This is a genomic window from Muriicola sp., assembly GCF_041567615.1.
GTDB lineage: Bacteria > Bacteroidota > Bacteroidia > Flavobacteriales > Flavobacteriaceae > Muriicola.
Map to the genome: position 1 here is coordinate 1 of NZ_JBFGBM010000012.1, position 24,412 is coordinate 24,412.

Genomic DNA, 24,412 nt, shown 5'->3' on the forward strand with positions numbered 1-24,412 from the left:
AGAGGCAGGAGATCGAAGAAGGGATTCAGCATTCCCTTCAAAAGGGCCCCCAACTTGCCATGGTAAATTCAGATAAAGGTATTACCAACCTCCATGTACCCAGTGATGTGATCGTAGATGCCTCTATGCCCGCCATGATCAGGACTTCCGGAAAAATGTACAATCAGGAGGGAAAATTACAGGATACCAAAGCCGTGATCCCGGACAGCAGCTATGCCGGAATCTACCAGGCCACTATAGATTTCTGCAAGGAACACGGGGCATTCGATCCCCGTACGATGGGAACTGTTCCCAATGTGGGACTCATGGCACAGAAGGCGGAGGAATACGGTTCACATGACAAGACCTTTGAGATTGCAGAAAAAGGCGTGGTCAGGGTTTCAGACACCTATACAGGGGAGACCCTGATGCAACACGATGTATCGGAGGGTGACATCTGGAGGATGTGCCAGGTTAAGGATAAACCTGTGAGAAACTGGATCAGCCTGGCCGTATCAAGGGCCAGGGCCACCCAGACCCCGGCTATTTTCTGGCTAGATCGGGAGCGGGCGCATGACCGCGAGCTTATCAAAAAGGTAGAGAAATATCTGCCTGAAGAAAATACAAAAGGCCTGGATCTCCAGATCATGTCGCCGGTTGAGGCTACGAAGACAACCCTGAAAAGACTGAAAGAAGGAAAGGATACCATATCCGTTTCAGGTAATGTGCTCAGAGATTATCTCACGGACCTTTTTCCCATCCTGGAAGTGGGCACTAGCGCCAAGATGCTTTCCATCGTACCCCTGATGGAAGGAGGCGGCCTTTTTGAAACCGGAGCAGGGGGATCTGCTCCAAAACACGTAGAACAATTCCTTGAAGAAGGTCATCTGAGATGGGATTCCCTGGGGGAATTCCTGGCCCTGGCCGTGTCTCTGGAGTTTTACAGCGAAAGGAATTCAAATTCAGGGGCAAGCGTACTGGCCGAATGTCTTGACACAGCCACAGAAGACTTTCTCAGCAATAACTGTTCCCCCTCCCGAAAGGTCGGGGAGTTGGATACCCGGGGCAGCCATTTCTATCTCGCCTGGTTTTGGGCCAAGGCTCTTGCCAGTCAGAACAAGGATACAAGGCTGAAGCAGATCTTTGAACCTGTTGCCGGGTTGTTCGACTCCAAAGCTGAGACCATCCTGAAGGAATTGCTGGATGCCCAGGGAAAAAAACAGGACATCGGTGGATATTACAAGCCGGATCCTTCCAAAATTTCCAGGGCTATGCGACCCAGTAAAACGTTTAACGACATCCTGGCAACGATCGAGTAAGAGGTAAGTCCCGGGAAATGATCCGGGTATTTTACCTTCAGATCTTTGCGGTGTGCATTTCTTTGCTATTTTTAGCCAATGTACACCGTTGACCGTATGCGGCGTTTCCTGCCTGTCATAATTTTCTTCTTTTCTTTCTGTCTTTCGGCCCAGGAACGCTTCACTTTGAGCGGTACCATCAGCGACGTCTCGAGCAATGAGGCCCTTATTGGGGTGAGTATCGTGATCCCTGCTTTGCAGACCGGTGTCTCCACTAACGAATATGGTTTTTTTTCTCTCACCCTCCCCAAAGGGACCTACGAATTACAGATCACCTATCTGGGTTTCCAGGATCTGATTGAAACCGTGGTATTTGACCGGGATAAGAAGATCAATTTTCAATTGACCGAAGAAGCCGAAGCCCTAGAAGAAGTCGTGGTGACGGAGAATGTGGAGAAGCTCAATATCCGAAAACCACAGATGAGCGTAAACACTCTCTCGGTCCAGACCATCAAGGATATCCCGGTGGTCCTGGGTGAGGCCGATATCATCAAATCTCTCATCCTGCTCCCCGGGGTCAGCAACGCGGGAGAAGGAGCCTCCGGATTCAACGTCAGAGGAGGCGCAGCCGATCAGAACCTCATCCTGCTCGATGAAGCCACCATCTTTAACAGCTCCCACCTCTTCGGGTTTTTCTCGGTCTTTAACCCCGATGCCATCAAGGATGTGAAACTCTTCAAAGGGGCTATTCCCTCCCGATACGGCGGCCGGGTTTCCTCTGTGCTGGAGATCTTTCAGAAAGAAGGGAACAGCAAGGAATTCAAAATGAATGGGGGTATAGGGGCCGTGGCCAGCAGGTTACTGGCCGAAGGCCCCATAGCGAAGGACAGAGCGGCTTTCCTCATCGGGGGGAGGGCTTCCTACGCCCACCTTTTCCTTCCTTTGTTCAACCTGGACAATACGGCCTATTTCTACGACCTCAATACCAAGCTCAACTATAAACTCAATGAGAATAATAATATTTACCTCTCCGGCTATTTCGGGAGGGATGTCTTTGCCATTTCCAACAGTTTTGAGAATATCTACGGGAACAGTGTCCTGAACCTGCGGTGGAACCATCTCTTCTCAGACAGGCTCTTCAGCAACCTCTCCCTGATCTACTCCGACTTCTACTACGGGCTCGAACTGGACTTCGTCGGATTTAAATGGAATTCGGGGATCAGGAATTTCAACATCAAATACGACCTGAAGAACTACCTCAGCGATACCTTTCAGGTGAACTACGGCCTCAACAACATCTACTATGTCTTCAACCCTGGAAAGATCGAACCAAACAGCGCTGAATCAGGGATTCTGGAGGAACAGCTGATCAAAAAATACGCCGATGAATTCGCAGCCTACATAGATGTGGAACACTCCATCTCCCCTTCCCTGAGCCTAGAATACGGTCTGCGCCTCAGCCATTTTATCCGTTTCGGACAGGAAGAACTGAACGTGTATGAGAACGACAACCCGGTCATCTTTGATCCCTTCCTCCTCATATACAGGGAAGGGACACCCACAGGTACCGCCTCTTCCTCCCGGGGAGATCAACTGGCCAGCTTTACCAACCTGGAACCCAGGCTGGCCCTGGCCTACACCCTAAGTTCGGAACAATCCCTTAAGGCCAGTTATACCCGGATCGCCCAGTACCTGCACCTGTTGTCGAATACCAGCTCCCCTACTCCCCTGGATGTCTGGACACCCAGCGGTCCGTTTGTAAAACCCCAGCTGCTGGATCAGTATGCCCTGGGGTATTTCCGCACCATCTCAGACGGGGAATTCAGCCTGGAGACCGAGGTGTTCTACAAGGATATCCAGAACAGGATCGATTACATAGACGGGGCCAACCTGATAGCCAACAACGCCATTGAACAGGTGATCCTGAACGGGGAAGCCAGAGCCTACGGCCTGGAATTGCTCTTTCGAAAGAACGAAGGGCGCTTCAAGGGCTGGCTGGCCTATACCCTGTCGAAGTCCGAACAAAGGACGCCGGGAAGGACAGAGCGGGAAACAGGTATCAATGTATCCAGGTGGTACAACACACCTTACGATAAGACCCATGATATTTCCTTTTTCGGCAGTTTTGACCTCAATAAAAAATGGAGTTTTAACACCAATTTTATCTACCAGACGGGACAACCCACCAATTACCCCGTGGGTCAGTTCGAATTCCAGGGGCTTACGGTTCCGTTTTACGGATTGAGAAATAAAGAGCGTCTGCCGGATTACCACCGTCTGGACCTTTCCGCTACCCTGACCCCGAAAAAGAACCAAAACAGATCATGGCAGGCAGAATGGGTGTTCAGTATTTACAACGTATACAGCCGGATGAATGCCGCTTCCATCAACTTCAGGCAGAACCAGGATACCGGGGTGAATGAAGCGGTCCGCACGTCCATTTTCGGGATTGTCCCGGCTGTGACCTATAACTTTAAATTTTGATCCGGGTTATGAGAAAAGTTATTGTTTTTGCCGTTCTTTCTTCTTTGCTGTTCTCCGGATGTGAGGACGTGATAGAGGTAGATCTGCCCGGACAGGATACCCGCCTGGTCGTGGACGGCCTTATCAGGGTGGATGTGGATGAAACCTATATTCCGGTGGAGATCAGACTCGCGCTGACCAGCAATTTCTTTGAGAACAACCTCCCGACCTCTGCCGAGAGCGTGCTCATTTTTTACGAAGAGATAGACGAAAATGGGATCGTGGTAGACCAGGGTTCATCCAGCCTGGCGGAGACAAGCCCGGGTTCAGGGGTCTATGTACCTGATCCCAACTTTAGTTCGGACCAGCGCATCCCGACCAGCATCCTGGACAGGGATTTCCTTTTTACTCTTCTTATCCGCCACCAGGGGAGGCTCTATCTCGCGCAGACCCGCTATGTCTCTACGGTACCAATCAATTCCTTGAGACAGGGAACCGGAAACCTCTTTGGCGATGACGAAACCGAGGTAGTCGTGAATTACACGGACCAGCCCGATGTTGAGAATTTCTACCTGTTCGATTTTGGATTTGGAGAATACCTGGTTACGGAAGATGTATTCTATCAGGGACAGGAATTTGAGTTCTCCTATTTTTATGACCAGAGCTTTTTTCCGGGAACAATCCTGGATATCAGCATCATGGGAACCGACCAGGACCTGTATAATTACATGAACCAGCTCATCGTTCAAAGCGGGGGTACGCAGGGGCCCTTCCAGACTCCCGTGGGCACCGTAAGGGGGAATGTATTTGATGTGACCGATCTCGACAATGTCGATGTGCGTGATAATGTGGACCAGCCTGAAATCTTTCCACTGGGTTATTTTGCCATTGTGCAGGAAGACCGCGCACAATTGATCCTTGAATGAGGTTTACTCTGCTTCCCTTCTCTGTTGCAGGTATTCCTGAATGCTCTTCTTTACCAATTCAGCCCCGTGCTCCATACTGTAGGATACCGGTTTCGACGTATCCCTTATCTCCAGAATGGCCTCCAGACCGTATTGTTGTACCTTGCCAGCTTCCAGGTCGAGTTTCCCGCAAACGGCCAGAACAGGTACCTCGTATTTTTTTCCCAGCTCAACAACCCCGTGAATGAGCTTGCCCTGGAGGGTCTGTTCATCTATGGCCCCTTCTCCTGTGATCAACAGGTCCGTTTTTCTGCCCTCGAACAAGGAATCAGCCCGGGTAAGGCGCAGCATGAATTCTACCCCTTTGACGAATGTAGCGTTGAGGAAGGTACCCAGGCCATAAGCCGCACCCCCCGCAGCTCCCGCCCCTGGCAAGTGCGCCGTGGAATTTCCGAAGGTTTTACGGGCGACCTGTTCCAGGTTTCTGAGTCCGTTCTCAAGGGATTGGATCTGGTCTGCGTCGGCCCCTTTCTGGGAAGCGTACACGGCGGCTGCACCCTGAGGCCCAAGCAAAGGGTTTTGGACGTCATTGACAGCCATCACCTCTGCCTGCTGCAGTTCTTTGATCACCCCTTCCCGGTCTATGCTCCGAATCTTGTTCAGTTCCCCCCCGGTGGGATTCAACACGGTACCCGAACCGTCCTTAAACCGAAATCCGAGACCGTGAGCGATCCCAAGGCCCCCGTCATTGGTGGCACTGCCTCCCAGGCCTACATAGATTCGCTTCGCTCCATTCTCCAAAGCGTGTCTTATCTGCAAGCCCGTTCCCAGGGTCGTTGTACGGGTCGGATCCCGTTCCGATGGGTTGAGGAGGACCAGTCCGCTGCATTCCGCAAGCTCTACAAAAGCCGTATGCTGTTCTCTGGAAAGCAGATAACGAGCCTGAAGAGTCCTTCCCAGCGGATCCACGGAAGGAATGATCACTTCCTCAACGGGAACCGCAGTTGAAACGGCCTGCAGAAATCCGTCCCCTCCGTCAGAAGCGGTCACGGAAGATATCTCCGCATGGGGGTAGACCTGTTTTATCCCGGAGGTCAGGGATGAGATCACCTCAGCAGCGGTCAGGGAACCTTTGAACTTGTCAGGAATCAGGACAATACGCATAGGTACAAGGTACAAAACAGATCCTTAGCCCCGGACCGCAACAAAGAGGAATGCGTCTCTTATCTGTATCATTCTTTGTAATTTTAGGCCCATGAAGAAAAGTACAGGCTCCAGGACCAACAAAGAATTGCTTATCAAAGGATTAAAGTACCTGGCCTATACCGTGGCCCTAATGTTCACGGCACCTGTGGTCTTGTATCAGGCCTTCAAAAACCAGGACCATCCCTGGTTTATCCCCGTTCTGGTGGTAGGCAGTATCCTCGCGCTGGGCGCCATAGGGATGGGATTTTTCAGCATCAAGACCGTAGTGGATGCATTCTTTGGAAAACCTTCGCCCGGGAAGGATTAAGTGGGAATGCGCTATTGCCCGCTTAGGATCAACACCCTATCTTTGCGTCGGCAGAAAAAGGCCTATCCTATGATTGATATTACGCTTCCTGATGGTTCGGTAAAGACCTTTGAAAATGGGGCCACGCCTATGGATGTCGCCAAAGACATCAGTGAAGGCCTGGCCAGGAATGTCATTTCGGCCAAATTCAATGATACCATTATAGAAACGGTTACCCCCCTTAAAGAAGACGGGAAGTTGGTCCTCTACACATGGAATGACGAGGAAGGAAAAAAAGCGTTCTGGCATTCATCGTCCCACGTGGTAGCCCAGGCGATAGAGGAGCTGTACCCGGGTGTCAAACTCACCATCGGACCGGCAATTGAGAACGGCTTTTACTACGATATCGACTTCGGTGATCACAGCATCTCTGAAAAGGATTTTCCTAAGATCGAAAAACGGGCCATGGAGATCGCCAGGGGAAAACACCCCTACAAAATGAGGGAGGTTTCCAAAAAGGATGCCCTGAACTACTACGAAAAACAGGGCAATGAATACAAGGTGGAGCTCATTTCTGCCCTGGAAGACGGAACGATCACTTTTTGTGACCATGACACTTTTACCGACCTCTGCCGCGGGGGCCACATCCCGAATACGGGGTATATCAAGGCCCTTAAATTGCTGAGTGTGGCGGGGGCCTACTGGAGGGGCGATGAAAAGAATCCCCAGCTGACCAGGGTTTATGGGATCTCTTTCCCGAAACAAAAAGAGCTTACGGAATACCTGGAACTTGTGGAAGAAGCCAAAAAAAGGGACCACAGAAAACTCGGGCGCGAACTGGAACTCTTCACTTTTTCCCAAAAGGTGGGCCAGGGACTTCCCTTGTGGCTGCCCAAAGGCGCGGCCCTGAGGGACAGGCTTGAGCAATTCCTGAAAAAGGCCCAGAAGAAAGCCGGGTATGAAATGGTGATCTCTCCCCACATCGGGCAAAAGGAGCTCTATGTCACCTCCGGGCATTACGCCAAATACGGGGAAGACAGCTTCCAACCTATCCATACCCCGAAGGAAGAGGAGGAATTCCTGTTAAAACCCATGAACTGCCCCCATCACTGTGAAATTTATAATGCCAAACCTTTTAGCTACCGGGAATTACCCAAGCGTTATGCAGAGTTTGGCACGGTCTACAGGTACGAACAAAGCGGGGAATTGCACGGCCTTACCAGGGTCAGGGGCTTCACTCAGGACGACGCCCATATTTTTTGCACCCAGGATCAGCTGGATCAGGAATTCAAGAATGTGATCGACCTGTCCCTTTATGTACTCGGGTCTCTTGGTTTTGAAAATTTTACGGCCCAGGTGTCGGTGCGAGACCTCGACAAGCCCGAAAAGTATATAGGGTCTGTTGACAACTGGGAGAAGGCCGAACAGGCCATCATCAACGCTGCTGAAGAAAAAGGCCTGAAATATAGTGTAGTCCCGGGAGAAGCCGCCTTCTACGGCCCAAAACTTGACTTTATGGTGAAAGATGCCCTCGGAAGGAACTGGCAATTAGGGACTATACAGGTAGATTACAACCTTCCGGAACGATTCGACCTCACCTACAAGGGAAATGATAACGAACTCCACCGGCCGGTCATGATCCACCGGGCTCCCTTCGGAAGCATGGAAAGATTTGTCGCCTTGCTGCTGGAACACTCCGGAGGTAATTTTCCGTTGTGGCTGACGCCTGAGCAGGCTATAGTACTGCCAGTCAGTGAGAAACACGAAAAATATGCGGAAAAAGTTTTAAAATCGTTAGAAAATCACGAAATTCGCGCGCTCGTTGACAACAGAAATGAAACTGTTGGCAAGAAGATCCGTGAAGCGGAAATGAACAAAATTCCTTTCATGCTGATCGTCGGAGACAATGAGGAAGCCAATGATACCCTGTCAGTGCGCAGGCATGGAGGCGAAGACCTGGGAGCTCTTAGCCCTGAGGACTTTACCAACTTGGTTCAAAAAGAAATAAATAGTACATTAAAGTCGTTTTAAAACGCATCAAAAAGTTTAATTAAAAAGAAGTAGCCATAGCAATACGAAGAAGATTTAAGCCCCAACCCAGGAGGGAGAACAAGAACCCTCACAATATCAATGACAAGATTACCGCCTCTGAGGTCCGCCTTGTGGGTGACAATGTGGAAATGGGGATTTACCCGATCAGGCAGGCCCTGAGCAAAGCAGAGGAAATGGGTTTGGATCTCGTGGAGATCTCCCCGAATGCAGAGCCACCGGTTTGTAAGATCATAGATTACAAGAAATTCCTTTACGAGCAGAAAAAGCGCGAAAAGGTAATGAAGGCCAAGGCTACCAAGGTCATCGTCAAGGAGATCCGTTTCGGACCCAATACAGATGATCACGATTACGATTTTAAAAAGAAACACGCAGAGAAATTCCTTAAAGAAGGGGCGAAATTAAAAGCCTATGTCTTTTTCAAAGGAAGGTCTATCGTGTACAAGGACAAAGGTGAGATCCTCCTGCTGAGGCTGGCCCAGGACCTTGAGGAGTTTGGGAAGGTAGAACAAATGCCCAGACTGGAAGGGAAGCGGATGACCATGTTCATCGCCCCCAAAACGAAAAAGTAAGAGTACAAAAGCGAGATAAATCATAAGATAAAGGAACAATGCCCAAGATGAAAACCAAATCCAGCGCCAAGAAGCGATTCAAGCTCACCGGTTCTGGAAAGATCAAAAGACAGCACGCTTACAAGAGTCACATCCTGACAAAAAAATCTAAGAAGCGTAAGCTAAAGCTGACACATTCAACATTGGTACACCCTGCCGATGAGGATAGTATCAAGCAACAATTGCGTTTGAAATAAAACGACAAGTAGGTAGAAGTATTAACCGTGGAGTCAGGCTTAAAGAGCTAACAACAAGCCGCCTGCTACAAAAAACTAAAGAAAAATGCCAAGATCAGTAAATTCAGTTGCTTCCCGAGCCAGAAGGAAAAAAGTGCTCAAGCAAGCCAAAGGTTACTTTGGAAGACGTAAAAATGTGTGGACCGTAGCCAAGAACGCCGTGGAGAAAGCCATGGTGTACGCCTACAGGGACCGCAGAAACAAGAAGAGGAATTTCCGCTCCCTCTGGATCACCCGTATCAACGCGGGTGCCAGGATGCACGGGATGTCCTACAGCCAGTTCATGGGAAAGGTGAAAGCCAACAACATTGAACTCAACAGGAAAGTCCTGGCCGACCTGGCCATGAACCATCCTGAGGCTTTTAAAGCTGTGGTTGACAAAGTAAAATAGACCATCATAATCTCGCTGAAAACCCTTCGTTCCCGAAGGGTTTTTTTTTGCTTGGCAGCAGAGGAGTACGCTAGGTCCCAAAAAGGGTAAGGACCAATTTTCTTCCCGAAGCCCGGTCCCTGTGCTCATAGAGGTAGATTCCCTGCCAGGTTCCCAGATTCAGGGACCCACCAGAAATCGGCACCTGTATGCCGGATCCCATGAGAGAAGCCTTGATGTGGGCTGGCATGTCGTCCGGACCCTCATAGGTATGCCTGTAATAGGGGGCATTTTCCGGGACCATCACATTGAGATGCCTTTCAAAATCATCGCGCACCGTAGGGTCGGCGTTCTCGTTGATCGTCAGGCTGGCAGAAGTATGTTTGATAAATACATGCAGCATGCCCATGCTGATCCCGTTTATCTCGGGCAGTTCCTGCAGCACCCTAGCTGTGATCAGGTGCATGCCCCTTGGAAAAGGGGCCAGGGCGATCTCTTTTTGTACTACGATCATAGACATGTCTCCCAAATACTTTGCCTTAAAGTAACACAGAAATAAAAGAAACCAAATACATTTGCAGTCGAAATGAAGCTACCAACCCATTTTAAGGACATTCGCCTTGTGGTGACCGACATGGATGGCACCCTGCTCAACCCAGACCACGAGGTGAGCGATCGGTTCTTTCAATTGTTTGAGGCTTTGAGCAAAAAGGGGGTGATTTTTGCAGCGGCCAGTGGCAGGCAATACAACAGCATTGTATCCAAACTGGAGCCTATACGGGACAAGATCTATGTGATCGCCGAGAACGGGGGCCTCGCCATGTTCGGAAAAAGGGAAATTGTCTCCACCCCTCTAGATGCGGTTACCAAAAACACCATTCTCGATTCCCTGGGTCGTGCCGAAGACATACATCCCGTTCTCTGCGCCAGGAACAATGCTTTTGTATCCGGTCATTCTTCGGATTTTCTGCGAATTCTCAAGGAATATTACACGGAGTTCAAGGTGATTGAAAACCTCTACCACTTTGAGGGCGAGGTCATGAAGATAGCGGCTTACCATTTTGAAAGCTCTGAAAGATATATCTATCCCCTTGTGACCGGCTTTGAGGACTCCCTGATGGTCAAGATCTCGGGCAGGCACTGGGTGGATATCTCCCACCCTTTAGCCCACAAGGGTTTTGCCCTGGTAAAGATTCAGAAGGAACTGGGCATAGGCCCCGAAGAAACCATGGTCTTTGGCGATTACAACAACGATCTGGAAATGCTGGCCTTATCAAATTACAGCTTTGCGATGGCCAATGCCCATCCCAATGTGGCAAAGGCAGCCCGATTTTCAACCCTGAGCAATCAGGAGATGGGGGTCGAGGTCATTTTGGAGAGACTGCTAGAGAGCCTGGATTAGGTCTTTTGCTTTTTCTTCCTCGCCGCCGGAAAGAGCACGTTGTTCAGAATAAGCCGGTAACCCGGTGAATTGGGATGAAGCTCCAGTTCTGTTTTGGGATCCCCTACTCTGTGCTGGTAATCCTCAGGGTCGTGCCCCCCGTAGAAAGTAAAGAATCCTTTCCCCTTGATACCATGGATGTAACGCGCCTCCCCATTGAGTTTGTTCTCTCCAAGAACCAGGACGGTGGGTTTTACTTCGGCGCGTTCAAAAGCCGTGGTCTGCCCCATGAACCCCTTGATCAGGTAGGTGTGGTTCTGACAGAGCATGGTAGGCACGGGATCCCATTTGGCAGAGAAATCCATCAGGGTAAAATAATCCGATTCCCGGGGAACGCCCCGCCTTTTATTCGTCATGTCAATGGATGAGAATTCGTACCTGAGGGGGTTGCGTTCCAGGGTAAAATTCTCGAAAGCGAAGGTATTGTCAAAATTGAGCTTAGACTGGTAGTTGGGCTCCGAGGGATCGCCGTCGAACATGGGTTCGCAAATATCCACTCCCTGGGCGGCCAGGGCGATATCAAAACTGTCCGTAGCAGAACACATGGCGAACATAAATCCACCTCCGATCACGTAATTCCTTATTTTCCAGGCTACTGCCCCTTTTTCTTCTGAGACCTTGGAATACCCCAGCTTTGAGGCCAGAGCCTCGGCGTTGAGTTTACCCTCGATATACCAGGGCTGGGAGCGATAAGCCTGGTAAAACTTGCCGTACTGCCCTGTAAAATCCTCGTGATGAAGATGAAGCCAGTCGTAAAGGGCCAGTTGATCGTCCAGCACCTCTTCATCATAAATCGTGACATAAGGGATCTCCGCATAGGTGAGCACCATGGTAACGGCATCGTCCCAGGGTTGATTTTCCTTAGGGCTGTACACGGCTATCTTGGGGGCTTTTTCGAGTATGACGGCTTCCTGGTTCTGGGAGGGGCTGCTGATCGCATCCAGGATGGCTTCGGCCTTTTCATCGGAGATCACCTCGAAGGAAACGCCCCGGATCCGGCACTCCTTCCGGATGGCTTCCCCATCTGGGAGCAGGAAAGAGCCGCCCCTGTAGTTGAGTAGCCACTGAACTTTCTGTTCTTTTGTCAGGACCCAATAAGTGATCCCATAGGCCTTGAGATGGTTCTCCTGGCTATCGGCATCCATGGGAAGGAGTATCATGGTAGCCCATCCCGATGACCAGAAGGATACCATCAAGATCAGGGACCAAAAGAATCTGGAAAAATTTGAATATCCTGGAAAAACGTCTTTCCCTGCAGTGATTTTTGGAATACTGGGAGTCTTGTACAGGGCTTTAAAAAGGGACTTCATTATCATCGGGGTCCAGGTCTGGATTATCGTTCATCGAACTGCCAAAAGCGTCATCCGCACTGGGCAGATTCTTGGTGATGAACGGGTTTTCCCCATCGACATTCATCTTGGATTGGAACTCAAATGGAGAATCAAAGTCATCCAAGTTATCAAATTTACCGAGTTGGCCAATGAACTTTAACCTAATATTATCGAGTCCCCCGTTTCGGTGTTTTGCTACGATGAATTCGGCCTGGCCCTGAGTTGGGGTGCGTTCCTCGTCGTCCCACTCGTCTATTTTGTAGTATTCCGGGCGGTAGATAAAAGACACAATATCCGCGTCCTGTTCTATGGCTCCGGATTCCCTTAGGTCCGACAGGATGGGGCGTTTGCTCCCTCCCCTGGTCTCAACCGCTCTCGAGAGCTGTGACAAGGCGATCACCGGAACATTCAGCTCCTTGGCCAAAGCCTTTAGGTTCCGCGAAATGGTGGAGATCTCCTGCTCCCTGTTGCCGCCTTTCTGGCTCCCTCCTGCCGTCATAAGCTGAAGGTAGTCCAGAACAATGAGTTTGATCTTGTGCTGGGATGCCAGCCTTCTGGCCTTCGCACGCAGGTCGAATATAGAGAGAGAAGGTGTATCGTCGATAAAGAGAGGGGCGTTTTCCAGCGCCTTTACTTTGACGTTCAATTGCTCCCATTCGTGCTTCTCCAACCTTCCGGTACGCAACTTTTCAGAAGACAGGCCTGTTTCTGAAGAAATAAGCCTGGTGATGAGTTGAACCGAGGACATTTCAAGGGAAAAGAAAGCCACAGGGATATTGGAATTTACCGCCATATTCCGTGCCATGGAGAGGGTCAGGGCGGTCTTTCCCATCCCCGGCCTCGCGGCTATGATGATCAGGTCACTGGGCTGCCAGCCGGAGGTGAGTTTGTCTACCTTGTCAAACCCTGAGGGTATTCCGCTCAGGCCTTCCTTATTGGAGATCTCCTCTATCTTTTTCTTGGCCTGAATAACGAGATTTTGAGCAGTTTCCGCAGATCTTTTGAGATTTCCCTGGGTGACCTCGTAGAGCTTTGCTTCTGCATTGTCGAGAAGGTCGAAGACATCAGTGCCCTCATTGTAAGCCTCTTCAATGATCTCGCTGGAGATCTTGATCAAACTGCGCTGAATATACTTCTGTAGTATGATCCTGGCATGGAACTCAATATGGGCCGAACTGGCCACTTTCTGGGTCAGTTTGATCAGGTAAAAGTCGCCTCCCACCAGATCCAGCTTCCCTTCCTTGCGCAACTGGGCTGAAACGGTTAATAAATCAACAGGTTCCGAGCTTTCGAAGAGTTTGTAGATGGCTTCGTAGATAGACCTGTGGGCGTCCTTGTAAAAAACATCCGGATGCAGGATGTCGATGACCTCATCGACCCCCTTTTTGTCAATCATCATTGCGCCAAGCACAACTTCCTCTAAATCAACAGCTTGAGGCGGTATTTTACCTTTCTCAAGGCTGATCAGAGAAGCCTTGCCAATATTATGCCCAATGACCGGACTGGTTTTTTCCATAGGATACAAAAGTATACATTAACCTTAGTTTAACATTCTAACTCATCACTCGGATATCAACCGTTCATCAACAATAGGTCTGTTGATAAGTTACGAATTTGTGTTCATAACAAAAAAAAACCGGAGATGAAGTTCTCCGGTTTTTTCTAACCCTTTTAACACAGTGATTTACCCGCTGAAAACTCCCATGTTGGAATATTTATCCATCCGCGATTCAACGAGTTTTTCTGGTGATAACTTTTTGAGTTCCTCGTAGTGTTTACTGATTTTGTTTTTGACGATCTCAAAGGCCTTTTCCCGATTTGCGTGGGCTCCTCCTTCGGGTTCTTTTACGATCTCATCGATCAGCTTGAGTTTTTTCATGTCTGAGGCGGTCAATTTGAGAGCTTCGGCCGCTACTTCCTTGTATTCCCAGCTGCGCCAAAGAATGGAGGAGCAGGATTCAGGCGAGATCACCGAGTACCAGGTGTTCTCGAGCATAAGCACCTTGTCCCCCACACCTATACCCAGGGCGCCTCCGGAGGCGCCTTCCCCTATGATCACTACGATGATGGGTACTTTGAGCCGGGTCATTTCCAGAATGTTCCTCGCAATGGCCTCTCCCTGTCCTCTTTCTTCGGCTTCTATGCCGGGGTAGGCTCCGGGGGTATCGATAAAACTCACCACCGGAATACCGAATTTTTCAGCCGACTTCATCAGCCGGAGGGCCTTTCGGTATCCTTCCGGATTGGCCATACCAAAATTCCGCAATTGCCTGGTTTTGGTATTGTATCCTTTTTGCTGACCGATGAACATATAGCTTTGGTCACCGATCTTCCCCAGGCCCCCTATCATGGCCTTGTCATCCTTGACACCGCGGTCGCCGTGAAGCTCCAGCCAGGTCTCCCCGCAGATCGCCCTGATATAGTCCAGGGTATAAGGCCTGTTAGGGTGCCTGGAGAGCTGTACCCTCTGCCAGGCTGTGAGGTTTTTATAGATCTCTTTCCGGGTCTCGGAAAGCTTCTTTTCTATCTGTTTGCAGGTTTCAGTAACGTCCACATCGCTCTCCTTACCAATGATCTGGCACTTCTCCAGTTGCTCTTCAAGTTCCTTGATAGGGAGTTCAAAATCCAGGTATTCCATCTCGAGTTAGTTTCAGTTGATTCAGCCCACAAATATAAACTTTATACGGAAATCAGTTCTTTCACCCGACCCTTTTTGCCGAATTCCTGTTCTTGAGGATTCCATTGGCCACTACCGTAAGAAGAATGATCAGTCCGCCAATATAGAACTGCGTATTCATTCTTTCACTATCCCCGAAAATAGCGAAGGCCAGGAGTATGCCGTAGACAGGTTCCAGGTTTACCGTCAGAAGGACGGTATAGGGGCTCACATGGCGCATCACCTTCACCGAGGCGATGAATGCATAAGCCGTACAGACAGAGGCCAGGATGAAAATGTACAGCCAGTCTGACACTTTCAATTCAAAGAAATCCACAGAAAAACCCGAGCTCAGTCCGAGATAAACAGTAACAAAAAGGGCTCCGCTCAGGAGTTCGTAAAATCCTATGACCGAAGGTTTGTGGTGGCGGATCAACCGGCCGTTGATCAGGGTAAATACAGCACCCAGGAAGGCAGAGGCAAGGGCTAGCAGGATCCCTTCGGTGTATTCCGTGCCCACGTTGAAGATAAAATAAAGGCCCAGGATCACTATCAGTCCAAATACCACCTCATACCCAATCACCTTCCTCCCGTACCAAAGGGGTTCCAGAAGGGAGCCAAAAAAAGCCCCCGTAGCCATGGTAGCGAGCGCCACGGAGACATTGGCCACTTTGATTGCCCCGAAAAATGTGATCCAGTGCAGGGCGACGACTCCTCCCGCCATAACGAGAATCAAAAGCGTCTTTCCGCTTAGCGCGAAAGGGATCTTTCGCAGGGCCATATAGAGGAGGATACACAAGGCCGCCAGGGACATCCTGTACCAGACCAGAGGCAGGGCGTCAATGGATATAAGTTTTCCCAGAACCGCTGTGAAACCCCAGATAAAAACAATGAGGTGAAGGAGGAAGTAGTTCCGCAGCTTATCGCTTAGCATGTTGCAGGAGGTATAGCCCAAGAGCCCCGAAAACCAGGTTCGGTATGATCACGGCTAGGAGGGGGGAAAATCCGGATTGTTCTGCCAGCGTTCCAAAAACCTTGTCGAAGAAGATATAGATAAAAGCCACCCCTATTCCGAAGGCCAGGTTGACCCCCATACCTCCGCGACGTTTCACAGAGGATACCGCCACGCCTATAATCGTTAGGATAAAGGCCGTAATCGGCAAAGCCCAGCGCTTGTATTTTACGAGGATATAGGTATTGATATTGGAAGCCCCTTTCTTTCTTTGGGTGTCGATGAATTTGTTCAGTTCAAACAGGTTCTTGGTCTCCGCCACATAGGACACGGGTGTGAGGTCATCTATTTTGAAGTTAAAAATGGTATCGAGCCGTCTTTTGGTCACTACGATCTCCTCCGAGCCCACCAGCTTGCGGTGGGTGTAACTCGTCAGCCTGTAGACGCTGTCCTTGGGGACCCAACGGATGTTGCCAGCATTGATCTTTTCCTGCAGCTGGTTGTTCTCCCCGAAATGTTCAAAGGTGAAGTTGTATCCGATCTGCCGGTCGGGGTCAAAACTGCTCACATAGATAAAATCATTCTCGTTGAGCTGATTGAAAATATTGCTGGTGACCCGGTCCTGCTTCCCTTTTTTAAGGTATTTAAACTTGAACTCGTGATACCCCACACTGGCATTGGGCACGATAAACATGCTCATAAAGAACATGAGTACGGCTATGACAGAAGCTCCTAAGAAGTAAGGCTTTAAAAAGCGGCTATAGGAGACTCCCGAACTCAGGATGGCGACGATCTCGGTATTGTTGGCCAGCTTGGAGGTAAAGAAGATAATGGAAAGGAAGAGGAATACAGGGAACAACAGGTTACCGATGTAGATGGTAAAATTCATGTAATACACGAGGATCTCGTCAAGGGGAGCCTCATTGTCTATCATTTTCCCTATCTGCTCTGCCAGGTTGAGCATGATCCCGATAGGGACAAACAACAACAACATCATCCCAAAGGTGAGCAGGTAGCGCTTCAGAATATATCTGTCGAGAATTTTGAGCATCAGAGTCGGTTGTCCATTTGTTTCACCATCCTGTTCTTCCAGGATGCAAAATCACCCGCTAAAATATGATTTCTGGCTTCCCTGACCAACCACAGGTAGAACCCCAGATTGTGTATGGTTGCGATTTGTTTGCCTAAGAATTCATTGGCGGCAAACAAATGCCTGAGATAGGCCTTGGAATATTCCCGGTCCACAAAGGTAGGACCGTGCTCATCTATAGGGGAAAAATCGCTTTCCCACTTCTTGTTTTTAATATTGATCGTGCCATGGGAAGTAAAGAGCATGCCATTGCGCCCGTTTCTTGTCGGCATCACACAGTCAAACATATCGATCCCCAAAGCGATATTTTCCAGCAAATTGATGGGGGTGCCCACCCCCATGAGGTACCTGGGCTTGTCCTCGGGCAGGATATCGCAGACCACTTCGGTCATGGCGTACATCTCTTCGGCGGGCTCACCTACAGACAGCCCCCCAATGGCATTTCCCTCGGCCCCCACGCCGGCAATGTACTCCGCAGATCTTTTTCGAAGGTCAGAATAAGTAGAGCCTTGTACAATGGGAAAAAAGGTCTGGGAATACCCGTACTCATAAGGGAGTTTCTCCAGGTGTGTCATACAGCGATCCAGCCAGCGGTGGGTGAGGTGCATGGACCTTTCCGCGTATTTGTAATCACAGGGATAGGGTGTGCATTCGTCAAAGGCCATGATGATGTCTGCCCCGATGATCCGTTGGATCTCCATGACGTTCTCAGGGGTGAACATATGGGAAGATCCATCTATATGCGACTTGAAATTGACTCCTTCTTCCCGGATCTTGCGGTTGCCCGAGAGGGAATACACCTGGTAGCCCCCGCTGTCGGTCAGGATGTTCCTGTCCCACCCCATGAAAGCGTGCAGCCCGCCTGCCTTCCTTAGGATGTCAATTCCAGGACGCAGGTAGAGATGGTAGGTATTTCCCAGGATGATATCCGGGTTGATCTCCTCCCGCAACTCCCTCTGATGAACTCCTTTAACGGAGGCCACCGTCCCTACGGGCATAAAAATAGGGGTCCTGATGCTGCCGTGATCCGTAATCATCTCCCCAGCCCGGGCTTTTGAGGCCGGATCCTTATGTTGTAGATTGAATTGCAATACCTTGATTGAGAAGGCAAAGATAGGTAACGATTAAAAGAATTTCCCTAACAAAAAAATAAAGTTCTGCGTCCTCTTATTCGTTGATAAAATGTAATAACTCCCTTTGTACAAGCAAAAGTTTGCCGTTACTTTTAGGCCCGAAAACTAATAGCTCTTATGGCATCACAACAAGATTTGGCAAAGATCGCCACCCAGGTTCGGCGGGATATCGTGCGTATGGTCCACAAGGTAAATTCCGGCCATCCGGGCGGATCCCTGGGATGCACGGAATTCTTTGTCGCCCTCTACTTTGAAATCATGAAACTCCATGACAGGTTCACCATGGACGGGATCGGCGAGGATATCTTCATTCTCTCCAACGGACATATATCCCCAGTGTATTACAGTGTCCTGGCGCGGAAGGGGTATTTCCCCCTGGAAGAACTCAATACCTTCCGCATGCTGGATTCGCGTTTGCAGGGCCATCCCACCACGCACGAAGGGCTTCCGGGTGTGAGGATCTCATCGGGATCCCTCGGACAGGGCATGTCTGTCGCCATCGGTACGGCCCTGGCCAAAAAGCTGAACAAGGATAAGCACATCGTTTACAGTCTCCACGGGGACGGAGAATTGCAGGAAGGACAAAACTGGGAGGCCATCATGTTCGCCGGCAGTAAAAAAGTGGACAACCTCATCGCCACTATCGACCGGAACAGCCAGCAGATAGACGGGAACACAGAAGACGTCATGGCGCTGGGCGATGTGGGTGAAAAATTCCGGGTCTTTGGCTGGGATGTGCTGGAACTGAAAGAAGGAAATGATCTCGAGGCCATCATAGACACCCTCAAAGAGGCTAAAAAGAGAAGCGGGAAAGGAAAACCGGTTTGTGTGATCATGCACACTGTGATGGGGAACGGAGTCGATTACATGATGCATACCCACGCCTGGCACGGAAAAGCCCCCAACGACGAGCAATTGGAGCGGGCCCTCGAACAGAACGAAGAGACTCTGGGAGATTATTAATCATTATTAGCAAGTTTACGCCATGAAAAAGTATACAGATCAGGGAAAAAAGGATACCCGCAGCGGTTTTGGAGCCGGGATGACCGAATTGGGAAGGACGAACCCCAAAGTGGTTTCCCTCTGTGCCGACCTGGTGGGGTCTCTGAAACTGGACGAATTTATAGAGGAGAACCCGGACCGGTTTTTCCAGGTCGGGATCGCCGAAGCCAACATGATGGGGATCGCAGCCGGTCTTACCATCGGGGGTTATATTCCCTTTACCGGTACTTTTGCCAACTTTTCTACCGGGAGGGTCTACGACCAGATACGCCAGTCCATAGCCTACTCCGGGAAAAATGTAAAGATCTGTGCCTCCCACGCCGGGCTTACCCTGGGGGAGGATGGAGCTACCCACCAGATCCTGGAGGATATCGGACTCATGAAAATGCTGCCGGGAATGACGGTGATCAATACCTGCGATTTCAACCAGACCAAAGCTGCCACCCTGGCCATTGCGGAACATGAAGGCCCCGTTTACCTGAGGTTCGGCCGGCCCAAAGTGCCTAATTTCACAGATCCGCAACAAGATTTCCACATTGGCAAGGCCGTCATGCTCAACGAAGGGAAGGATGTCACAATAATTGCAACAGGTCACCTGGTGTGGGAAGCCCTGCAGGCTGCAGAAGCCCTTGAACAGGAAGGTATCTCTGCCGAGGTCATCAATATTCATACGATCAAACCTCTGGATGAAGAAGCTATTCTGGCCTCGGTGCGAAAAACCGGGTGTGTGGTTACCTGTGAAGAGCACAATTTCCTGGGCGGACTCGGAGAGAGCGTAGCCCGAACCCTTACCCTCCACCACCCTGCCCCTCAGGAGTTTGTGGCCACCCGTGATACCTTTGGGGAAAGCGGTACCTCAGACCAGCTGATGGAAAAATACGGACTGGACAATAAAGCTATTAAGGAGGCCGTTTTACAGGTGTTAAAAAGGAAGGCATAGATTTTCGGTATCATTCTTGATACCCTTTCCATGTCTAATTAAAATGAACACCTTATGAAGAAAGCACTTCTAGTGGTGGCTATGGCCGCCCTCTCTGCCGTTTCTTATGCGCAGGTCGACTCAAAGTTCGGAATCAAGGCCGGACTCAACTACAACGCCAATGGAGATTATTTTGAATCTGCCGGGGAAGCAGCCCGCAACCCGGACAGGAATGTGGGTTACCACATCGGGTTCTTCGGTCAGCTGGGATCCCGTGTGTATTTCAGGCCGGAGTTGGTCTATACCAGCATCTCCTCGGAATACGACAGCGACGATTTTAAAATGCAGAAACTGGATCTTCCGATGCTTATCGGGGCCAAGATCATCGGACCTATCCACGTATTCGGGGGTCCTGCCTTCCAGTACATCCTGGACACGGAATACGACGGCATCACCATCAACGATGTAAGTAACGACTTTACGGTAGGTGTGAATCTCGGTGCAGGGATCAACCTCGGGATGCTCGGCATCGATCTGAGGTACGAACGCGGATTCAGCGACAACGAGGCGACCTTTATCAACCGGAACGTGACCACGGTGCCTACGAGCCGGATAGACACAAGGCCCGATCAGCTCATCCTTAGCTTTTCACTCAAACTATAAAAAAAAGGCCCTGAAATTCAGGGCCTTTTTTCTTAGCTGTCGATGTCGAGGTAATCCGGAATACCGTCATTATCTGAATCGGGGAAAGAAATATTCCCCTGTGCATCTATGATGATCTCGTCCCTGGTGGGAATGCCGTCCCCGTCATCATCGGGATCGATGTGGTTGGGCAAACGAGGTACTCTTAATCTTCGCTCCTCGCTCTCATCCGTATTGTCATTCGTAACGTCCCCATCCCCATTGAGATCTTCCAGGATAGAGGGGATTCCGTCATTATCATAATCCGTTTCTTCTATGTAAAGGCCTAATGATACCTTGAAGATGAGCGGAGAATAAGCCGGGATACCCGATGGAGTCCCATTAAAATAGGCCAGTCCGGAAGGAAGGAACATCACTCCTATTCCAGAATTCGTTATTTCGGTCGTACCATCAGGGTTTACCTGAATATCGCTTCCTGCCTTGAATTTAGTGATCGCCTGCCCGTATCCTCTCAGGAAGAAGGGAAGGTATTGCCAGGTATAATCTCCCGTACCGTCGAACAAGACGCCTGTCAGGAGGGAACCTTCATAACGGATGTAAGTAGAATCTGCAGCCGTGGGGGAATTCCCTGCCCCTTCCCTCGCAATCAGGTAATACAGCGTATGGGTAACGGTTTCATCATCCTCTAGTTCAAAATCCTCGGAGCTTACCTCGATCGAAATAGACTGCACATCGTCTATCAGGGGTCGTTTCCCGCTGTTGTCACCTGCGATAGTGTCTAATTTGATTCGGAAATCGAAATCAGCAGGAGGGTTCTCAAACTCCTCGTAATTGTAAAAATGGGTTTGGAGGTATTCCTGGATGGCGGCTTCATCCTCAATCACAACCTCACTCAGGGCTCTGGGAGGGATCAAGTCAAATCCAGGTCCGTCATCGTTGCCACAGGAAAGGATCAACAAGGAAGCGACCATCGCCAGAATGGCCTTTTTTATGGGCATAGCATTCTTTTTAACGGCCGCAAGATACAATTTTCCCCTATTTTTGCTGAAGACCTTAACAAAGAATTTATCCTGAGGATGCGCATTGATAAGTACCTGTGGTGTACGCGATATTACAAGACCCGAAACCAGGCCACTGAGGCCTGCAAGAAGGGCCAGGTACAGGTCAACGGTCAAGTGGCCAAACCTTCGAGGGAAGTGTTCCCTTCAGATGAGATCCGTCTGAGGAAAAATCAGATCGACTACCAGCTGACGGTGCTGGAAATTCCTGAAAGCCGTGTGGGTGCCAAGATCGTCGGACTCTACCGAAATGACACCACACCCGAGGAGGCTCTTCAGCATCAGGAAATACAGCGTATGGCTCAATCCTATTACCGAAAAAAAGGAACAGGCAGGCCCACGAAGAAAGACAGAAGGAACATTGACGATTACCTGGATGGAGGGGACTAAGGAATATTGGGATGAGCGCTATCTCAAACGCCATATGGGCTGGGATATTGGAGAGGTCTCCACCCCCATCAAGGCTTATGTAGACCAATTGCCGGACAGGGAGATCGATATCCTGGTGCCCGGCGCAGGCAATGCCTATGAAGTGGCTTATCTGTTCGAAAAAGGATTCCCTTCCGTTTATGCCCTGGATATCAGCGAAGTTCCCTTTGGGGCTTTCAAAAAAGCCTATCCTCAATTTCCCGGGGACCAGCTGTTGCAAGGCGACTTCTTCGACCTGGAGGACATGGAATTCGATCTGATCCTGGAACAGACCTTCTTTTGCGCCCTGAAACCCCAAATGAGGGAGAACTACGCGGTAAAAATGCACTCCCTGCTTCGGGAGGATGGTGTCCTTGCAGGATTGCTTTTCGACTTTCCCCTGAAGGAGGGCGGACCTCCCTACGGAGGCGACTTAGAAACCTACCGGGAATTATTCTCAAAGTATTTTCACATTAAGACGCTGGAAAGGGCCTACAATTCCATTTCACCAAGGCAGGGAAGTGAACTCTTTTTTATCTTTGAAAAGAAATCGATCTGAACCATGGAGAACAGCATCCTGAAACACGAGCAAATCCAGCATATCATCAGGCGTATCGCCTACCAGATCTACGAGGTCAATGTGGATGAGAAGCGCATCATCATAGCGGGAATAACCGGGGGCGGACTCTCTTTTGCTAAAAAATTGCAGGGTGTCCTGAAAAAGATCACGGATGCAGAGATCGTGCTGTGCCAGGTGACCATGGATAAGTCGGATCCCCTCAAAAGCGGCGTTTCCACCTCTTTGCAACCTTCTGAATACGAGAATGCCTCCATTGTTTTGGTGGACGATGTACTGAATTCGGGTTCCACCCTGATCTACGGAGTACACCATTTCCTGAAGACACCCTTAAAAAGATTGAAAACGGCTGTGCTCGTGAACCGCAACCACAAAAAGTATCCCGTAAAAGCCGATTTCAAAGGGATCTCCCTTTCCACCTCTTTACAGGAACACGTCCATGTGCACTTCGAGTCCAAAAAAGATGTGGTTTATCTAGACTAGTTTACCGGCTATAGCAGCCACGATCTCCTCCACAGACTTCCCTTCACACGGGATAGAATGATGGGCCCTGGAGTAAAAGGGACGCCTTTCGAACAGGTGTTTTCCGATATATTCCTGCAGGTCCTCGGGCCTTAGGTGACTGATCATGGGTCGGTGGTCCTTTTCTCCGATAAGTCGGGCCGTGAGCGCTGGGACCGACATCTGCAGGTAGAAGACATTGGGCGTAGTGTTGAGGAGCAGGTCCATATTTCCGGAGTAGCAGGGGGTCCCCCCGCCGGCAGAAAGTACGAGATCATCTTTGGAGTCGAGGACCTCCCTTAGGAATTCATGTTCCTTTTTCCTGAAAAAGATCTCACCCTTCTGCCGGAAGATCTCCGGAATGTCCTTACCCACTTCCTGTTCAATATAATCGTCCAAATCCAGAAAAGGAAGTTGCAGCCGGATTGCCAGGGCCTGCCCCACAACCGACTTTCCACTTCCCATATAGCCTACAAGGACGATCTGCATAATTGCTCTTTTTGCAAAAATGGTGCAATTCAAACCGAATTCAAAGAATTCATAAAATTATCCTTAATTCGACTTGAAAAATAGATTATTGATATTATATTTGCACCCTCTAAAAGGGCTCCCCTCACAGGCACCTTAAAGATAAAAAAATGACATTCTGACCTGGTAGCTCAGTTGGTAGAGCATCTCCCTTTTAAGGAGAGGGTCCTGGGTTCGAGCCCCAGCCAGGTCACGATCAAGCGCAAAATCCTCGCCAGCAAGGCGGGGATTTTTGTTTCGGAGAAAGGCCAAGCTTGCTTGGGCATTTTAAAGGAAACAAAAATCAGGCAAGCGGAGCTTGCGTAGGATTTTGCACATGCAACACGGGATCGCTGGGTCCAGCGAGCGCAGCGAAGTTAACCCCAGCCCTTGCTTCTAAAATTCCTAAATTAAAAGGAAGACCAGGCTAACTTGAGTCTGACCATAGAAACAAAAATCAGGCAAGCGGAGCTTGCATAGGATTTTGCACCTGCCTGCCGGCAGGCAGGCTTGCAACACGGGATCGCTGGGTCCGGCGAACGATAGTGAGCTTGCCGGCAGGCATATCTTCAACGCATGAAACTGCCCAAAGTATAATTGAACTTGAAGATTTCTGCGGTGACTTTTCTTCTTTGAAAAAGGTATATTTAAGACTCTTTTTTATCATTCAATTCAATTAAAAGGAATGTCTAAAAAATCTATTTACCTATTCATTGGTGTTGTAATTCTTTCAATAAGTTGTGCTAATCTAAAATACCTAAATGCCTTCAATGGTTATCATGGAAAACCAAA

Annotated in this window: 25 protein-coding genes and 1 tRNA gene; 16 read left to right on the top strand and 10 right to left on the bottom strand. The window is 49.6% G+C overall.

Annotated features, from left to right (window positions below; genetic code table 11):
• The 3 genes from ABYP73_RS01610 to ABYP73_RS01620 form a co-directional block, all read left to right on the top strand.
• On the top strand, positions 1–1,298 hold a 1,298-nt coding region (locus tag ABYP73_RS01610), incomplete at its 5' end, for an NADP-dependent isocitrate dehydrogenase (protein ID WP_372973261.1).
• A gap of 96 nt (positions 1,299–1,394) precedes the next feature.
• A complete protein-coding gene (locus ABYP73_RS01615; protein ID WP_372973262.1) occupies positions 1,395–3,761 on the top strand; it encodes a carboxypeptidase-like regulatory domain-containing protein in 2,367 nt (788 codons plus the stop codon).
• Between the two features lie 8 nt (positions 3,762–3,769).
• Positions 3,770–4,666 carry a DUF4249 family protein gene (locus ABYP73_RS01620; protein WP_372973263.1) on the top strand — a complete coding sequence of 299 codons (897 nt, stop codon included), beginning with the start codon at positions 3,770–3,772 and terminating at the stop codon, positions 4,664–4,666.
• Between the two features lie 3 nt (positions 4,667–4,669).
• On the opposite strand, the gene ABYP73_RS01625 is transcribed toward ABYP73_RS01620, so the two are convergent.
• A complete protein-coding gene (locus ABYP73_RS01625) occupies positions 4,670–5,809 on the bottom strand; it encodes a glycerate kinase (protein ID WP_372944988.1) in 1,140 nt (379 codons plus the stop codon).
• Positions 5,810–5,900: 91 nt separating this feature from the next.
• Here ABYP73_RS01625 and ABYP73_RS01630 point away from each other — a divergent pair, with 91 nt between their 5' ends.
• The 5 genes from ABYP73_RS01630 (at position 5,901) to rplT (ending at position 9,424) form a co-directional block, all read left to right on the top strand.
• The gene (locus ABYP73_RS01630; protein WP_372944989.1) at positions 5,901–6,158 is read left to right on the top strand and encodes a DUF6095 family protein; all 258 of its coding nucleotides are present in this window, start codon (positions 5,901–5,903) and stop codon (positions 6,156–6,158) included.
• Between the two features lie 69 nt (positions 6,159–6,227).
• A complete protein-coding gene (gene thrS, locus ABYP73_RS01635; protein ID WP_372973264.1) occupies positions 6,228–8,168 on the top strand; it encodes a threonine--tRNA ligase in 1,941 nt (646 codons plus the stop codon).
• Positions 8,169–8,209: 41 nt separating this feature from the next.
• Complete coding sequence (infC, locus tag ABYP73_RS01640; protein WP_372944991.1) at positions 8,210–8,758, top strand: translation initiation factor IF-3; 549 nt, start codon at positions 8,210–8,212, stop codon at positions 8,756–8,758.
• A 38-nt stretch (positions 8,759–8,796) separates the two neighbouring features.
• Positions 8,797–8,994, top strand: coding sequence for a 50S ribosomal protein L35 (gene rpmI, locus ABYP73_RS01645; protein WP_188369352.1), 198 nt, complete (start codon positions 8,797–8,799; stop codon positions 8,992–8,994).
• A gap of 85 nt (positions 8,995–9,079) precedes the next feature.
• Positions 9,080–9,424, top strand: coding sequence for a 50S ribosomal protein L20 (gene rplT / locus ABYP73_RS01650; RefSeq protein WP_369747356.1), 345 nt, complete (start codon positions 9,080–9,082; stop codon positions 9,422–9,424).
• A 70-nt stretch (positions 9,425–9,494) separates the two neighbouring features.
• Here the strand turns inward: rplT and ABYP73_RS01655 are convergent, their stop codons facing one another.
• A complete protein-coding gene (locus ABYP73_RS01655) occupies positions 9,495–9,917 on the bottom strand; it encodes a secondary thiamine-phosphate synthase enzyme YjbQ (protein WP_372973271.1) in 423 nt (140 codons plus the stop codon).
• Positions 9,918–9,989: 72 nt separating this feature from the next.
• Between ABYP73_RS01655 and ABYP73_RS01660 the strand changes: the two genes are divergently transcribed.
• The gene (locus ABYP73_RS01660) at positions 9,990–10,805 is read left to right on the top strand and encodes an HAD family hydrolase (RefSeq protein WP_372973265.1); all 816 of its coding nucleotides are present in this window, start codon (positions 9,990–9,992) and stop codon (positions 10,803–10,805) included.
• Here the strand turns inward: ABYP73_RS01660 and ABYP73_RS01665 are convergent.
• The 6 genes from ABYP73_RS01665 to tgt all read right to left on the bottom strand — a co-directional run bounded on the left by ABYP73_RS01665 (position 10,802) and on the right by tgt (position 17,964).
• Positions 10,802–12,037, bottom strand: coding sequence for an asparagine synthetase B (locus ABYP73_RS01665; RefSeq protein WP_372973272.1), 1,236 nt, complete (start codon positions 12,035–12,037; stop codon positions 10,802–10,804). The two genes, ABYP73_RS01660 and ABYP73_RS01665, sit on opposite strands and share 4 nt — an antisense overlap.
• Before the next feature lie 100 nt (positions 12,038–12,137).
• Positions 12,138–13,691, bottom strand: coding sequence for a replicative DNA helicase (gene dnaB / locus ABYP73_RS01670; RefSeq protein ID WP_372973266.1), 1,554 nt, complete (start codon positions 13,689–13,691; stop codon positions 12,138–12,140).
• 168 nt (positions 13,692–13,859) lie between these two features.
• Positions 13,860–14,813 carry an acetyl-CoA carboxylase carboxyltransferase subunit alpha gene (locus tag ABYP73_RS01675; RefSeq protein ID WP_372973267.1) on the bottom strand — a complete coding sequence of 318 codons (954 nt, stop codon included), beginning with the start codon at positions 14,811–14,813 and terminating at the stop codon, positions 13,860–13,862.
• A gap of 61 nt (positions 14,814–14,874) precedes the next feature.
• Entirely contained in the window at positions 14,875–15,765 is an 891-nt protein-coding gene (locus ABYP73_RS01680; RefSeq protein ID WP_372973268.1) for a DMT family transporter, read from the bottom strand.
• The gene (locus tag ABYP73_RS01685) at positions 15,752–16,834 is read right to left on the bottom strand and encodes an LptF/LptG family permease (RefSeq protein ID WP_372945321.1); all 1,083 of its coding nucleotides are present in this window, start codon (positions 16,832–16,834) and stop codon (positions 15,752–15,754) included. The genes ABYP73_RS01680 and ABYP73_RS01685 overlap by 14 nt, the downstream gene beginning before the upstream one ends.
• Complete coding sequence (gene tgt / locus ABYP73_RS01690) at positions 16,834–17,964, bottom strand: tRNA guanosine(34) transglycosylase Tgt (RefSeq protein WP_372945320.1); 1,131 nt, start codon at positions 17,962–17,964, stop codon at positions 16,834–16,836. The genes ABYP73_RS01685 and tgt overlap by 1 nt, the downstream gene beginning before the upstream one ends.
• Before the next feature lie 159 nt (positions 17,965–18,123).
• On the opposite strand from tgt, the gene ABYP73_RS01695 reads away from it, so the two are divergent.
• The 3 genes from ABYP73_RS01695 to ABYP73_RS01705 are packed head-to-tail and all read left to right on the top strand — an operon-like array spanning position 18,124 to position 20,590.
• A complete protein-coding gene (locus tag ABYP73_RS01695) occupies positions 18,124–18,969 on the top strand; it encodes a transketolase (RefSeq protein WP_372945319.1) in 846 nt (281 codons plus the stop codon).
• Positions 18,970–18,991: 22 nt separating this feature from the next.
• On the top strand, positions 18,992–19,948 hold the full coding sequence (locus tag ABYP73_RS01700; protein WP_372945318.1) for a transketolase family protein: 957 nt from the start codon (positions 18,992–18,994) through the stop codon (positions 19,946–19,948).
• 54 nt (positions 19,949–20,002) lie between these two features.
• Complete coding sequence (locus ABYP73_RS01705) at positions 20,003–20,590, top strand: outer membrane beta-barrel protein (protein WP_372945317.1); 588 nt, start codon at positions 20,003–20,005, stop codon at positions 20,588–20,590.
• A 32-nt stretch (positions 20,591–20,622) separates the two neighbouring features.
• Here ABYP73_RS01705 and ABYP73_RS01710 read toward each other — a convergent pair whose 3' ends face one another.
• A complete protein-coding gene (locus ABYP73_RS01710; RefSeq protein ID WP_372973269.1) occupies positions 20,623–21,567 on the bottom strand; it encodes an FKBP-type peptidyl-prolyl cis-trans isomerase in 945 nt (314 codons plus the stop codon).
• Between the two features lie 78 nt (positions 21,568–21,645).
• Between ABYP73_RS01710 and ABYP73_RS01715 the strand changes: the two genes are divergently transcribed.
• From ABYP73_RS01715 to ABYP73_RS01725, 3 genes are read left to right on the top strand one after another with little or no spacing between them, the layout of a single operon-like run.
• A complete protein-coding gene (locus ABYP73_RS01715) occupies positions 21,646–22,017 on the top strand; it encodes an RNA-binding S4 domain-containing protein (RefSeq protein ID WP_372945315.1) in 372 nt (123 codons plus the stop codon).
• Entirely contained in the window at positions 22,004–22,594 is a 591-nt protein-coding gene (locus ABYP73_RS01720; protein WP_372945314.1) for a methyltransferase domain-containing protein, read from the top strand. The genes ABYP73_RS01715 and ABYP73_RS01720 overlap by 14 nt, the downstream gene beginning before the upstream one ends.
• 3 nt (positions 22,595–22,597) lie before the next feature.
• Complete coding sequence (locus ABYP73_RS01725; RefSeq protein ID WP_372945313.1) at positions 22,598–23,095, top strand: phosphoribosyltransferase family protein; 498 nt, start codon at positions 22,598–22,600, stop codon at positions 23,093–23,095.
• On the opposite strand, the gene ABYP73_RS01730 is transcribed toward ABYP73_RS01725, so the two are convergent.
• Entirely contained in the window at positions 23,087–23,602 is a 516-nt protein-coding gene (locus ABYP73_RS01730; protein ID WP_372973270.1) for a shikimate kinase, read from the bottom strand. The two genes, ABYP73_RS01725 and ABYP73_RS01730, sit on opposite strands and share 9 nt — an antisense overlap.
• 159 nt (positions 23,603–23,761) lie before the next feature.
• Between ABYP73_RS01730 and ABYP73_RS01735 the strand changes: the two genes are divergently transcribed.
• A tRNA-Lys gene (locus ABYP73_RS01735) sits at positions 23,762–23,834 on the top strand.
• The last annotated feature ends 578 nt before the right edge of the window (positions 23,835–24,412 follow it).